This window comes from Mesorhizobium sp. M0910, from assembly GCF_040319465.1.
GTDB lineage: Bacteria > Pseudomonadota > Alphaproteobacteria > Rhizobiales > Rhizobiaceae > Mesorhizobium.
Genome location: NZ_JAMYNZ010000028.1, coordinates 1 through 12,357 on the forward strand (window position 1 = coordinate 1; position 12,357 = coordinate 12,357).

Annotated in this window: 14 protein-coding genes; 12 read left to right on the forward strand and 2 right to left on the reverse strand. The window is 58.9% G+C overall.

The features are described from left to right. The first annotated feature begins 660 nt into the window (after positions 1-660). The 3 genes from NKH78_RS31395 to NKH78_RS31405 all read left to right on the forward strand — a co-directional run bounded on the left by NKH78_RS31395 (position 661) and on the right by NKH78_RS31405 (position 1,377). The gene (locus tag NKH78_RS31395; RefSeq protein WP_352469129.1) at positions 661-804 is read left to right on the forward strand and encodes a S46 family peptidase; all 144 of its coding nucleotides are present in this window, start codon (positions 661-663) and stop codon (positions 802-804) included. 110 nt (positions 805-914) lie between these two features. Continuing rightward, positions 915-1,208: a S46 family peptidase gene (locus NKH78_RS31400; RefSeq protein ID WP_352885033.1), complete on the forward strand. Its 294-nt coding sequence runs from the start codon at positions 915-917 to the stop codon at positions 1,206-1,208. Between the two features lie 10 nt (positions 1,209-1,218). Then, complete coding sequence (locus tag NKH78_RS31405) at positions 1,219-1,377, forward strand: hypothetical protein (RefSeq protein ID WP_352885034.1); 159 nt, start codon at positions 1,219-1,221, stop codon at positions 1,375-1,377. A 40-nt stretch (positions 1,378-1,417) separates the two neighbouring features. On the opposite strand, the gene NKH78_RS31410 is transcribed toward NKH78_RS31405, so the two are convergent. Then, the gene (locus tag NKH78_RS31410) at positions 1,418-1,609 is read right to left on the reverse strand and encodes a hypothetical protein (protein WP_352708857.1); all 192 of its coding nucleotides are present in this window, start codon (positions 1,607-1,609) and stop codon (positions 1,418-1,420) included. A gap of 556 nt (positions 1,610-2,165) precedes the next feature. Between NKH78_RS31410 and NKH78_RS31415 the strand changes: the two genes are divergently transcribed. The 3 genes from NKH78_RS31415 to NKH78_RS31425 all read left to right on the forward strand — a co-directional run bounded on the left by NKH78_RS31415 (position 2,166) and on the right by NKH78_RS31425 (position 5,834). After that, positions 2,166-2,438, forward strand: a complete 273-nt coding sequence (locus NKH78_RS31415) for a Y4lK-related protein (protein ID WP_352708859.1) — start codon at positions 2,166-2,168, stop codon at positions 2,436-2,438. An 839-nt stretch (positions 2,439-3,277) separates the two neighbouring features. Continuing rightward, positions 3,278-3,547 carry a hypothetical protein gene (locus tag NKH78_RS31420; RefSeq protein WP_352885035.1) on the forward strand — a complete coding sequence of 90 codons (270 nt, stop codon included), beginning with the start codon at positions 3,278-3,280 and terminating at the stop codon, positions 3,545-3,547. A 1,048-nt stretch (positions 3,548-4,595) separates the two neighbouring features. Then, positions 4,596-5,834, forward strand: a complete 1,239-nt coding sequence (locus tag NKH78_RS31425; protein WP_352885036.1) for a DUF1173 family protein — start codon at positions 4,596-4,598, stop codon at positions 5,832-5,834. Positions 5,835-6,354: 520 nt separating this feature from the next. On the opposite strand, the gene NKH78_RS31430 is transcribed toward NKH78_RS31425, so the two are convergent. Further along, positions 6,355-6,954, reverse strand: a complete 600-nt coding sequence (locus NKH78_RS31430) for a thermonuclease family protein (protein ID WP_352885037.1) — start codon at positions 6,952-6,954, stop codon at positions 6,355-6,357. A 353-nt stretch (positions 6,955-7,307) separates the two neighbouring features. On the opposite strand from NKH78_RS31430, the gene NKH78_RS31435 reads away from it, so the two are divergent. From NKH78_RS31435 to NKH78_RS31460, 6 genes are all read left to right on the forward strand, one after another. Next, on the forward strand, positions 7,308-7,583 hold the full coding sequence (locus NKH78_RS31435) for a hypothetical protein (protein WP_352885039.1): 276 nt from the start codon (positions 7,308-7,310) through the stop codon (positions 7,581-7,583). A 170-nt stretch (positions 7,584-7,753) separates the two neighbouring features. Further along, a complete protein-coding gene (locus NKH78_RS31440; RefSeq protein ID WP_352885040.1) occupies positions 7,754-8,425 on the forward strand; it encodes a lytic transglycosylase domain-containing protein in 672 nt (223 codons plus the stop codon). A 12-nt stretch (positions 8,426-8,437) separates the two neighbouring features. Continuing rightward, entirely contained in the window at positions 8,438-8,746 is a 309-nt protein-coding gene (locus NKH78_RS31445; protein ID WP_023680706.1) for a TrbC/VirB2 family type IV secretion system protein, read from the forward strand. Positions 8,747-8,751: 5 nt separating this feature from the next. Continuing rightward, positions 8,752-9,060: a VirB3 family type IV secretion system protein gene (locus NKH78_RS31450; protein WP_023680707.1), complete on the forward strand. Its 309-nt coding sequence runs from the start codon at positions 8,752-8,754 to the stop codon at positions 9,058-9,060. A 2-nt stretch (positions 9,061-9,062) separates the two neighbouring features. Beyond that, on the forward strand, positions 9,063-11,474 hold the full coding sequence (locus tag NKH78_RS31455) for a VirB4 family type IV secretion/conjugal transfer ATPase (RefSeq protein WP_352885041.1): 2,412 nt from the start codon (positions 9,063-9,065) through the stop codon (positions 11,472-11,474). Further along, positions 11,471-12,352, forward strand: coding sequence for a hypothetical protein (locus NKH78_RS31460; protein WP_352885042.1), 882 nt, complete (start codon positions 11,471-11,473; stop codon positions 12,350-12,352). The genes NKH78_RS31455 and NKH78_RS31460 overlap by 4 nt, the downstream gene beginning before the upstream one ends. Positions 12,353-12,357: the final 5 nt, after the last annotated feature.

A 12,357-nucleotide genomic window follows, 5' to 3' on the forward strand; every position in this document is an offset into this window, starting at 1 on the left:
GCGGCGAACGACCACGCGGTCATGCAGCGGCCGGAAATTCGACTTTGCCATTTTTGGATTTCCCTGGTGCGGATGTTGAACGGTTCTCCGTTGCCGGAGCGTGGTTAGCACTCACCAGAAGCGAGTGCTAACGCGGCAGTGAGATAGGCCGTAGGCTCCTGCTAGTCAAGACGGAAGAGGGACGGGCGAAGAGCAAACGAGCGTGGAAGCACCGAGCCCTTTACGTAAAGACGTCGGAGATCGGACATGGATGGGGCGGCTCACCATTTGTAACTGAAGGCTTTATTCATTTGGCACGATTGGTGCAGCGGACGATCCGCAAACGTTGCGCGCGACAAATATGAGAGGTGAGCGCCATCAGGACTCTTGCGGTTAACGGGTCCACTCGGTGTTTACGGTGTTGGCCGCCGCGCGGGCGCCAGGACTCCGGCCATCCCGATAGTCACCAATCCAATCTGCGGAGAACAGGAGGCAAGATGAGAGCGACAGTCAGCATGAACTCGAATTTGAAATGTTTGGCCAAAGCAACTGCCATCGCCTTGCTCTGGACGGTCACGGCTACGTCGGCGGACGAAGGTATCTGGATGCCGGGCCAGACTGCGGAAGTGGGCGCGGCCATGCGGCCGTCTGGACGCTGACCCGCTCAACGCGATCGTATCACTGGGCGGATGCTCCGCCTCGTTCGTCAGTCCACAAGGGCTGGTCGCAACCAATCATCATTGCGTGTTAGAATCCATCCAATACCACAGCAAGGAGGGCCAGGACTATCTCACAGACGGCTTTCTGGCGAAGAGCCCTGGGTGAAGAATTGCCCGCGGCGCCAGGCAGCCGCATCTATGTGATCGAGGACATGCGGGATGTGACCGCCGAAATGCTCAAGAGCGTCTCGGACAAGCTGAACGGGTTTGCCCGCTATGAGCGGCTCGCCACGAACCGCACAGCCCAATCGCCATTGCGACGTAGGGGCCTATTATGGCGGCGCCTCCTACTATCTCCTGCAGAAGCTCGAAATTGAGGACGTGCGCCTCGTCTATGCGCCCGCGCTCGGCATCGGCAACTTCGGCGGCCAAACGGACAACTGGATGTGGCCGCGCCACACGGGCCACTTCGGCTTTTATCGCGCCTATGTCGCTCCTGATGGTTCCTCCCGGCCATACGCGCGACAACGTGCCCTACCGGCCCAAGAACTGGCTGCGCATCGCCGCTGAAGGCGCCTGGATGGACATTCTGCTGAATTTACCTGCGGCGCTGTTTCATGAACGCGCGCTTGGCCCCCCATTTTATATTGCCCGCCTCGGCTCATGCGGGGCGGGCTTCTTGGCGCTCTGGGAGGATTTGCTCACCATGGTTCATAGTGGCGCCGCACCCGTCCGGTGAGCGCCTCACCTGAGGCTACATGGCGGCCGTGGAGATTGCCTCAGAAGCGGCGCCCAATCGGAAACCTTAGCACCTCCGCGTTTTGGCGTGGCTGCTTGAACTCTTCGACGGCAATCGCCTCAATCAACAGGTCCAAGGCTTCGCGTCCCCTTCGACTCATCGGGTCATCGCCACAGAGGTAGTCATACGCTCGATCTAAATGCACTCGGGCGGTGGAAAAATCGCTTGTCATAGGACCCTCTCTACCCGCCCGCATTGCCGTCTACGACGGTGAAGGTCGCGCAATCGTCAATATCTAAAGACAAATTTGAATTAAATCGGGGATGGTAGGGGGAGTAGGACGTCACCCACGGTGACTGAACCGGTGGAAATCGACACCGATCGGCGTGATGCGATGTTTGCCTTGTCGCCGGTCGAGCATAACAAGCGCCGCTTCCCGCTCGGCCCTTGCCGGTGGCGTGCGTCAACGTTGCATCGACCGCCAGCCCTTTGCGGTTCTCCCGCCATTTCCTTTCCTCGCAAGTCGCTCGAGCCGCACGCGCTCTTTCCCCTGGAGTCCAGTAGGTTGGGCCGAGGTCGCTGCAAACCCGCCGGAAATCGCGCGGGCAACTCAATACTCCCGCCAAGAATATCGAAATCAGCTCAACCGTGTTGCTAGAACAGTCCACATTCGGCAGGCCTGAGACCCTACAACCTGTGCAAGTGCACAGGTAGCGAAGTGCGTGCAGGTTCGAGCACAATGGGCGTCGGCGCAATTTCCATGCCGACCACCAACGGAGATATCTGCGATGACCAGCAACATGCGGCTAATGAAAGCGAGCGAGATTCCCGCCTTCGTCGACAAGGTGATCGAGGCTGGCTGCGATATCTGCGCGATCGGTCACTTAGGCTACTCACTGGGCGATGTTGACGGGAAGGTACCCTGGCGCAAGGTAAAACGAATCGTGGAAGAGTTTGGCGATCGTGATCACCTGCTACCGGAGATCGTTGCCTATCTTCGCTCGATTGCTCGGTACATAGAACCCGAGTCGTCGACGAACGAGGGCCGGAGAACGCACTAAACAGGCACTCGAAGACTCTGACAACATAGTTCAAACCGGACAACCGCAGTTTACCGAGAGAATCCACAACTTCGCAAACGGGGGTTTGAGCTGAAAAGCAACACAGGCAAAATCGCCCGATAGTTCCATAATTCCTATTATGCAACTTTAGATTGTACGCGCAAAGGTAAAATGTCCCACTTCTGCAAAGTAGGAATGTCGCTTCCGCTTTGCTGAATGCCATTCTCCCCGGCACCGATAGCGAGGGAGACTGTAGGTGGGATTGGTGTTGATGAGCGAACGCGAGCTGCAAAGCCGAAGAGCTTGACTGGAGCCCGATCGGGCTGCGCAACCCCGACCAGCTGACGCCCGATCGGGCGCGCTCGCGTCAGCGCCAAGCAGGCGCATCAGTGTCGCATTTCTAAATTGCTACGCCCTGCCCTGCGAATTGTCTCGTGGCGACATTTCTACTTTGCTGGCCCGGCGACATTCGAACTTGGTTGCAACACAGGTTGTAGCAGCTATTTAGTAATGCGACAGTCCCCTCAGTTAGAGATTTCCACTTTGCTGGCATCGCAACAATTCGAACTTGGTTGCACATAGGTTGTAGCAGGCATTATCGCCCCCCGTCCAGGAGCTCATATAGATGGTGAAATGCTCGTTGTCGTAGGAAGTCAGGCAGTTCGCCCAAGGGGCATCTGTATCAACAGCAGCAGCTTTATTTGCGATTTATACTCTATGCGCCCAGATAACGACTGATCCACCCGTTTTCTGACGCAGCCGGAGACGTAGGCGCTCAGTTCATAGAGCCGTAAACTTCCAGCGTCATCATCCGTGCAACGCTAAAGGGAATGCCTGATATGCATAAAGACCATTCCGCCGAGGCGGCCATGGCTTCAATGAACGCAAGTTTGATGGTATCGACTAAGCAATCGAACCGTGATGTCAATGACCTTCTGAGCTTCCTCCCATTTAGGAAGATCTCGTTCGCCAACACGCGTAGCGATCGCGGCCAGTATCCAACCTACGCAGCTGATGTCATCGGCGGCCTTCAGTTCCTGATGCTGCAGGATGCAAGCTTCAATGCCCGGTCGCGGCAGAGACCCGGGCGGAGTACGCTCAGCGATTAGCTGGAGACCGGCGTCATAGGCGGCGCAAATTCTGATTCTGTCGCCCATTTCCGATTGCATCACCACATTCGCCCAAAGGGCCAACTCCGTGAAAAGATCGGTTACTTCATCTCTCATTAAACACTGCCGCTGTTTTCTTCATGAAAGGAATTCCACGATCAAGGTCCAGATAGCGCGTGGCCGGGACAATGAGCGAGGTATTGTCAGGTTTTGTTATGGGCGAACCATACCCATAGTGTTTTAAGCTTGCGGAGAATGTTCGTCAGGACGCTCAGTTTGCTTGGCAGGATCTCCGTCTAGACATAGCGGGCAAACATACGCATGCGGTTTCGTCACGACCAAGACCACCGATGATTTGTGGCAGCGATCACAGGCAAGAGCCCGGCGTGCAGTAGGCCAAACGTCATTTTCTTTTAAACACGGAGCCGCATGGTTTGGCAGCCCTGCCAGCCAGCGGAGGGCCGCTGGGCTGGTACAGTGGTCTCGGGTTCAAAGCGGAGGTATGAGAAAGCGAAGCTCTCCCGGCTCACTGCGCCAGCAATCGTATCGACACTCACAGGGGCATCCCAGGCTGATGTGGCCCGTAGCGAAAAAACTCGATCGGGCGGGTTTGGCTGATTAACTCGCATTCTGACCGCCGAATTCAAGAATAGTGTTGCCCTTGAGAAAACTCTTCGCGCTTGAGTTGCACGTATGCAACAGTCACTACCGCCTGGAGGAGGCGAGAATCCGAAACTCGCCGGCGCCGCCAGACGCCCCCTTATTTGAAATCGCGTCTTGGCTTGCGACTGGATGCCTGGCGCGCATATGCCACTATGATGGTACGGCGAAGGGCTGTTGATAAAGCGATCGGCAAGTCCGACGGTTACATCGCCGCCACAGCCGCTGCTCGCCCGTTCGGGGTGTCACGCGAGACATAGGCCCAGTCGAGTCTGGTTGGTTAGCCCAATCAATCGATTGGGAGCATCGTTGAACCCAATGGGTTGTACGAAACATCCGTTCAATGATTTAATCATAGGCGCACAATCTAAAGTCGGATGGCATCCTTATGAGTGATTTTGCTATTCTGGGTCGCACGGTTGGCCCCCAGCACCCGGAAATTCAGACGCTCTTGCGTCAGGCGCGGGATCAGCAGGCTCGCGTCTTGTGTTTGTGTCGGCATCCCGGAGTGCCGATGTACATCGCCGCCGTCGGCGAGGAATTGATTATCAAGCGCATGCCTAACACCGGCAAGGACCACGCGGTAGACTGTGATCGCTATGAACTGCCCCTTGCACTGTCGGGAAAGGCGGAGGTCCTGGGTCAAGCGATCGTTGAGGATCCTGCATCGGAGGCGGCGCGGCTGAAGCTGGCCTTCGCACTGACACAAGGCAAGGCGCGACAGGGACCATCCGGCGAGAGGACTTCCCACCACACTGTCAAAGCCGATCCGAAGAAGCTTACGCTGCGAGGCTTGCTCGACTATCTCTGGGAAGAGGCGGAGCTGACATTAATGGCACCGGGCTTTGTGGGAAAAAGACATTGGGGGTTGGTCCGGAAATTTCTTTGGGGCGCGGCCGATGCAAAGTCGAGCCAGAAGTTCCAGTTGCGCGAGCTGCTGTTTATGCCGGCAATGTACTCCCCTGAGCACAAGGATCGCCTGGCAGCGGATCGGGAGCGGGCTTTCGCGGCAGCAGCTAAGGCGAAGCACAAGAAGATCGTGATCGGCATTGTGAAATCGCTCGACCCCGCCCGGTTTGGCGGCAAGCTGTCGATCAAGCATATGCCCGACGCGCCGCTCTTCCTGGATGAGAAAATGTTCAAGGAAGTGCCGAAGCGCTTTGCGGCGGAATTCGACCTGTGGCGACTGCACGAAAATTCGCACCTGATCACCATCGCAACGGTCATGCAGAGGCCGTCCGGCATTCTGGCGATCGACGAAATCGGCTTTATGAACGTGACGGAGCATTGGACCCCTTTTCAGCACAGCGACGAAAAGCAATTGATCGAGGTACTGACCGGGGAGCATCGGCGGTTTGTGAAAACGTTGCGCTACAACGTCCTGCCAGCGGTGCCGATGGCGTTCGGTCTTCTGACTGACGTTGACCAGCAGGGAACGGCGCTTTTTGTCGTACCGCATGATGCCAAGGAGGCCGTACGGGCGGAATTCGAACATCTGGTTTCAAGCTGCGAGCTTGAGACCTGGTGCTGGGACGCAAGCGGCCCCCGGCCGGCGCTACCGGACAAACAGCAGCGGCTTTCGGCTCCGGCTAACAGGCAGGCTTTGGAATATCGACCGAACACGTGAAACGCGGGAGTGCGTGCGGGGGCCGCGGCCGCCGTGGATCGAAACCCTGTCAAGGGTTCGGTCCAGTCTGAACCTAGCCAGAGCGTTGCCCGGCCAGGTCACGCGGAATAGAGTCCGGCGCGGCGGGGTGATTTTATCTTGTATGCGACTGTGCAGCGATCCCAATGGCTATCGCATGCCGGGATCGGTGCATGAAACGTAGCTACTCCCTCAATTTGGATGAACACCGCAAGATCGAGCGCTGGCGCCAAGCGCCTTACGGAGGCGGATCGCTGTCTGGACCAGCGCCTCGTCACCGGTGGGATGAGCATGAAGGTCGTTGATGCGGGCGTGGCATGCCGGACATTAGCAACTATCGACGCAGAGAAGCGTATTGTCATTCCGCGTTCAAAATCACCGAAACGGCCGTCAATTTGATACGCTCATCACCGATTAGCGCAGCCAGACTCCTCGCGATCGCGTCTTCTCCAGATGCCGCCTGCGATGGCCTCTACAGGTATGATGCAACTCGCCGGGACCGTTATCGATTTGCAAGCGGATTCGAAGAGTGACCAGCCGCGTTAGAAGCGTTGCGGATATTGCGCAGGATGATGGCATTCGGATCGGGAACGTCGGCGAACTGCCACAGGCCAAGGTGCTGCTTTTTCGCGACCTCCTGCGCGACGATATACGGAGCATGAACCGGAGCGCCGTTCGGAGTGACGGCCGCAAAAGCCCAGCCGGTCGAGATCAGCGCCGTGCCGAGATCGATGCGAGAACCGGCCGCGGATCCTGAAGTAGGCTGTGCGACGCAAACCACGAAGCGCGTTTTGGTCGCGGCCTGCCAGGCGGCCGTGTAGCACTGAGGTTTGAGATCCCGGATAAGAGAGACGAGCATGGCAAGGCTTGCCTCCCCGCAATCGACACGCCCGCCTGCCCCATTTGTGAAATAAGTGCCTCGCAGGCAGGCTTGAACGCCGTAGAGACGGTGGGTCTCACCGGCATAGGTCCAAGTGTCGCCGGTGCTGAAAGCTGCCATGGCGGGGATCGGAAACCAGGGATTGGGTTTGTCCTCGGCCAGTGCCGAAACACTGGCGAGGACGGCCGCGAGAATGCCGGCGGCGGCGAAGCCAGGCTTCATTATTGATACCTGCTCAGATCGAACCAAAAACGCTGTTTGCCGTCTGTGGTCCTGAGATCGAGATAGTTTGGCTCCGTCCTCTTCTCGCGCGGCATCAGGGCCGATGTTGGACGTGTACCGTAACCAGAACCTCTCGGGTAAGAGCCCCAAGAGGCATTCGTCGCATTCCGCGGAGCACAGAAAGCGCCGTTGCTGTCGGGCTTGTAGACAGTTTGTGAGCGAGAGCTGTTGTCGCTCCCGCTTGATTCCGTCTCGGGCGAGACGGCGATCGTGCCGTCCGGGCAGGGTTTGAATTTCTCATATCCGATACGACCGGAACTGCCGGCCTCGGGGCACTGAGGCCAGGGCTCCCCATGCGCGACCATACGAAAAGCGCGCTCGACCGGGGGCACACATTCCCCAACGTTCGCCCAACCCTGCGGGTTGAGGATGCACAGCAAGACCTTGCAGCCAAAATCATCAGCATGGGCCGGCGCCGCCGACAGAGGCGACAAGGTCGGCAAAAACGCCACAACGGAAAGAACCCTGCTCATTTTCATTGTGCCAGCCTCAATTTCGCGATTGCGGTTCATCTGATCATTGTATTAATTCGATATCGCGTACTCGGCAACGGCACAGGATTATTTTAATGATTCGATCCCGCAAAACGGTATTGGCAGCGGGTGCGTTCCTGGTGACGTGCCACGCAGCGTTTGCACAGGAAGCTACGCAGAAATTCCAGGGCAGCGTTACGGCACCTGCCGGTCGCATCGTCAATGCGGCCGTCGACGCAAAGGGCCGCGAGGTTGAGATCCAGGACGTGCAGCGGATCGGTACGGCGGGAAGCGCTGACGGCGCGGCCGCTACGGTGACATCGATCAAGGCTGACAACCCCTGCCCCGGCGTCGCTGCCCTGTCGAAGGAAGAAGGACAGCGGATCGTCGAAACGGTCGCGCGCCAGCAAGGCTTTGCCCCGCCGCTCGTTGTCGCGGTTGCCCGGGCCGAAAGCCGCTTCAATTCCGGCGCGCTATCGCCCAAAGGGGCCTATGGCCTGATGCAGCTTCTGCCGTCCACGGCAGCAAGCTACGGTGTCAATATCTGCGATCCCGCGGATAATGTGAAAGGTGGGATCGGCTTTCTGCGGGATCTGCATCGCAAATTTCCGAACCCGATATACATGCTCGCCGCCTACAATGCCGGGGAGGTCGCGGTTCTCAAATATAAGGGCGTGCCGCCCTACCCCGAAACGGTCGGCTATGTCGCCAACGTCATCAACGATTTCTACCAATGGCCATCGGTCGGGTCTGAGGCAGTAATGCCCGCAGGGACGGTAAGCCTTGACCTGGCCGGTGTTCAACACGCCGCAGCCGGCGTAGCGGATCAACGAAATGATCCGACATCCCGCACCAACTCCCGCAATGGCGGCACCACGGAGTCTCACAAAGCGACGGCACCGGTCTGGCAGGGCGGGATGGTGCAAAACTTTGACTGAGGAGAAGCTTTGATGACCTTTTTGAAGATGATTGCGGCACGCAGCGCTGGTGTGGCGATGCCGCTCATGCTCTTGGCAACGCAAGCGATGGCCGGGGGCGGAAATCTCCAGCCGGTGCAAAGCACGCTGCAGACGTTGGTGCAGACCTTGACCGGTCCGATCGCCACGGCTTTGGCGGTTCTGTTCTGCATTTTCATGGGCTTCATGGCCTGGGCGGCACGCCTGTCATGGTTTGTGGCCGGAAGCTGGGTCTTGGGTATCGTGCTGGTCTTCGGCTCGGCCCAGATTGTCGAATTCTTTCAATCCGCGGTCGGCAGGTGATCGGGATGGCAGACGGCTGGATCGATCCTGGCGAACCCAGATTGTTGATCACTCCGCTCGTCAAGGGCTTGACCCGAGCGCCGACGGTGCTCGGCATACCCTACGAGCTTGCGGGGTTCATCGGCGTGCTGACCGCTGTCATGTTCCTTGCAAGCCATAATCTGGTCATGCTCTGTATCTGCGTGCCGCTCTATGCGGTTGCCAGGATCGCGATCATGCGCGATCCCATGTTCATCGAGATCATGTTCATCCGTTCACGAAAGATGCCGCCCCGGAGCGCCAGCTTCTGGGGCGCGCGCAGTTATCGGGTGTGAGCGTGGCGATCGCACGGGCTCTTCGCGATGAACTGAGCTTCGGGGCCGTGTCCCGTCGGGAGAACCCGGTTTCGGCCCATATACCCTATTCACGGCATGTGTCCGACGAGGTGATCAAGACGCAGGACGGCATGTTGATGTCCTTCGTTCACATGAGCGGGCTGTGCTTCGAGACGATCGATATCCCGGAGATCAATTCGCGCCTGCTCGGCCGCAACGATCTCATTCGGGGGTTGGCGAATTCCCGTTATGCGATCTACTCGCATATCGTGCGCCGCGAGGTGAAGCCGGCGATCGAGTCGAGCTTCGAGAACATGTTCTGCCAAGAGCTGGATCAGCGCTATACGGCGGCCCTGCGCACCCAGCGCATGTTTGTGAACGATATCTACCTGACCATCGTGCGGCGCGAGCTGCAGGGAACGGTCGGGACAGCGGATCTTGTGATCCGCAAGCTTTTGGGACGCAGGGCGGCGGACGGTCGCTCTTCGAGCGAGGAGCGAGCGCTGATCGAACTCACGGACGTGATGAAAGCCGTCCGAGAGAGCCTGCAGGCGTATGGCGCGCGGGTTCTGACCGTCGTCAAGCGCAATGACGTTTGGCATTCCGAGCCGCTGGAATTCCTGGTGCAGCTCGTCAATGGCGGGTTTCCGCGGCCGATGGCACTGCCGCGCATGAAGCTCGCGGAGGCGCTGGCGACGAAGCGGCTGTTCTTTGGCCCGAACGCCCTGGAAATTCGCGGGGCGTTCCCTGCCGAAACGCGATACGGGGCCATCATTTCGGTGAGCGAGTACCCATCCATCACGGGGCCGGGGATGCTCAACCCCATGCTGAAGGTGCCGCACGAATTCATCGTGACGCAATCCTTCGCCATCATCGACAAGCCCCAGGCGCTGACCCAGATGGAGCGGGTCGGGCGCAAGATCGACATGTCGGATGAAGCCGGCTCGATCGTGGCCGATCAGCTCGGGGAAGCCCGGGATGAGCTTTTGTCTTCGGAAGCGCTCTATGGCTTGCATCATCTGACGGTGCTGTGCCTCGGGAAAACCATGGACGACGTGGCGCGCTGCGTGACCGATGTCGGCACGGCGCTGACGGAGGTGTCCGCCCTGTGGGTTCGCGAGGACCTGAATTGTGAACCAGCGTTCTGGGCCACCCTGCCCGGCAATTTCGCCTATGTGGCGCGCAAGTCCATGATCTCATCGAAGAACATGGCGGGCTTCTCCGCCTTTCATAACTATGCGAGCGGCCGGGCTGGCGGGGTGCATTGGGGAAAGCCGATAAGCGTTCTCGAGACGACGTCGCAAACGGCCTACTTCTTCAACTTCCATGTTCGAGACCTCGGCAATTTCACCCTGAACGGTCCCTCGGGCTCGGGCAAGACGGTGCTGCTCGGCTTTCTCGCGGCACAGGCGCAGCGCATCACGCCGCGCCCCAAGCTGGTGATGATCGACAAGGACCGTGGCCTTGATATCTTCGTGCGGTCGCTTGGCGGCCGCTATGAGGTTTTGAAGGCTGGGGAGCCTTCCGGCTTCAATCCGTTGCGCCTGCCCGATACGCCGCGCAACCGGGAATTTCTCTTCCAGCTTTTCAGCTTCATGCTGCGTCGATCCGACGGACACGCCCACTCGACGCGCGAGGAGCAAGTCATCCGCAACGCGATCGCCCAGGTGGCGAGCGCGCCGCCCGAAGGTCGAACGATGGAGGAGTTCGCCGAGCTATTGCGCGGTGCGATGCGCGCCGGCGATGACGATCTGTATTCGCGCTTGCAGCCATGGATGAGGCCGGATCAGCGCGGTTGGTTGTTCAACAACGCGGAAGACTCATTTTCGATGTCGTCCATTTTCGGCTTCGACATGACGAGCTTGTTGAGCGACGCAACGACCAGCACGGCGGCCTTGCTCTATATCTTCCATCGCATCGAGGAGCTGCTTGACGGGCAACCGGTCATGATCTTCCTCGATGAAGGCTGGAAGTTCCTAGACAATGATATTTTCAGCTACTTCATCAAGGACAAGCTGAAAACCATTCGTAAATTGAATGGCATCGTTGGCTTCGGCACGCAGTCTGCGGCGGATATCGTGAAATCGTCGATCGCCAACACGCTGATCGAACAGACGCCGACCAATATCTTTTTCCCCAACCCGAAGGCGGATGAGGAGTCGCACAGGGCGTTCGGGCTGTCGGAGCGCGAGATCAAATGGATCCGCGAAACCTCTCCTGAAGCCCGCAAATTCCTGATCAAGCATGACCAGGACAGCGTCATTGCGCGCCTCAATCTGGGCGCGATGCCTGACGCGATCAAGGTCCTCTCCGGGCGAATCGAGACAGTTCAGGAGCTCGACGCGCTGCGCGCGCGGGTCGGCGACGACCCGGAAGTTTGGTTGCCAATCTTTCTTGGGAGGGACCCGGAATGAAGACCACCATGGGCGCGACGGCCGCCCTTGTGACGATTTTCGCCGGATCGACGGCGATGGCGGCCGTGCCGGTTTCTGACAGCTCTATTCTGTCGCAGCGAAGCGAGGACAAGGCTGACAAGGTTCAGATCAAGCTGATCCAGGAGGACACGAAGTCCGCCACGCAGGGCGTAAAATGCTCGGTGACGACCCCCAAAAAGGCGCAGAACGTGACGAGTCCTAAGGCTTCGGTCGATCCGGCGAGTGACCGGGCCTCCCTGGAACAGGTCAATCCCGACATCAAGGGCTCTTCAGCGTTCGCCTCGACCGGATCTGGATCGGGCGCTGTCGGCGGCAATGCCGGTGAACGAAGCCTGCTGGACAGCACCGGCCAGGTAGTCGGCGGCATGAATGGCAGCATGTCGACCGTGGCCCCCAATAAGCAGGTCTTCGAGACCATGGGCCAGGATATCGGGACCGACAAAACCGTCATGGAAGCCTTCGACCGCAACAGCGGGATTCGCGCCCAAGGCGGACTGACCTTCAACGAGGTGATCCAGGCGACAGGGTTCTTCGCGCAAGCTTTCAACGTGCGAAACATCGGCACTGCCACACTGACAAGCCGGGGATCCTCCGGCCTGGTGGTGCCCATTCCGCAGCCCGCGCCGCCTGCCTCGAGTGGCTCGACGAGCTGTCCCGCGGGGACGAGCGGCGGCGGCACGGTTGGCAACCCGTGCTGCTCCTCGACGGACAGCGCATGTACGGCACCGCGCACGACCGACACGGTTGAAAACGTCTCGCCCGTGCTTTCGCAAATCCAACGGGACGCGAACAGCGACCCCGTCACATTGACGACCGACGAACTGATGTCGGCCGTCAAGCAATATCAGGCTCAATAGGAGAA

What these genes read in the sequence shown, in the direction of transcription:
- NKH78_RS31420 (WP_352885035.1), top strand. Translation starts at nt 3,278, where the DNA reads ATGCATAAAGACCATTCCGCCGAGGCGGCCATGGCTTCAATGAACGCA.
- NKH78_RS31460 (WP_352885042.1), top strand. Translation starts at nt 11,471, where the DNA reads ATGAAGACCACCATGGGCGCGACGGCCGCCCTTGTGACGATTTTCGCC.
- NKH78_RS31415 (WP_352708859.1), top strand. Translation starts at nt 2,166, where the DNA reads ATGACCAGCAACATGCGGCTAATGAAAGCGAGCGAGATTCCCGCCTTC.
- NKH78_RS31430 (WP_352885037.1), bottom strand. Translation starts at nt 6,954, where the DNA reads ATGAAGCCTGGCTTCGCCGCCGCCGGCATTCTCGCGGCCGTCCTCGCC.
- NKH78_RS31450 (WP_023680707.1), top strand. Translation starts at nt 8,752, where the DNA reads ATGGCAGACGGCTGGATCGATCCTGGCGAACCCAGATTGTTGATCACT.
- NKH78_RS31445 (WP_023680706.1), top strand. Translation starts at nt 8,438, where the DNA reads ATGACCTTTTTGAAGATGATTGCGGCACGCAGCGCTGGTGTGGCGATG.
- NKH78_RS31410 (WP_352708857.1), bottom strand. Translation starts at nt 1,609, where the DNA reads ATGACAAGCGATTTTTCCACCGCCCGAGTGCATTTAGATCGAGCGTAT.
- NKH78_RS31400 (WP_352885033.1), top strand. Translation starts at nt 915, where the DNA reads ATGAGCGGCTCGCCACGAACCGCACAGCCCAATCGCCATTGCGACGTA.
- NKH78_RS31405 (WP_352885034.1), top strand. Translation starts at nt 1,219, where the DNA reads ATGGACATTCTGCTGAATTTACCTGCGGCGCTGTTTCATGAACGCGCG.
- NKH78_RS31435 (WP_352885039.1), top strand. Translation starts at nt 7,308, where the DNA reads ATGCGCGACCATACGAAAAGCGCGCTCGACCGGGGGCACACATTCCCC.
- NKH78_RS31425 (WP_352885036.1), top strand. Translation starts at nt 4,596, where the DNA reads ATGAGTGATTTTGCTATTCTGGGTCGCACGGTTGGCCCCCAGCACCCG.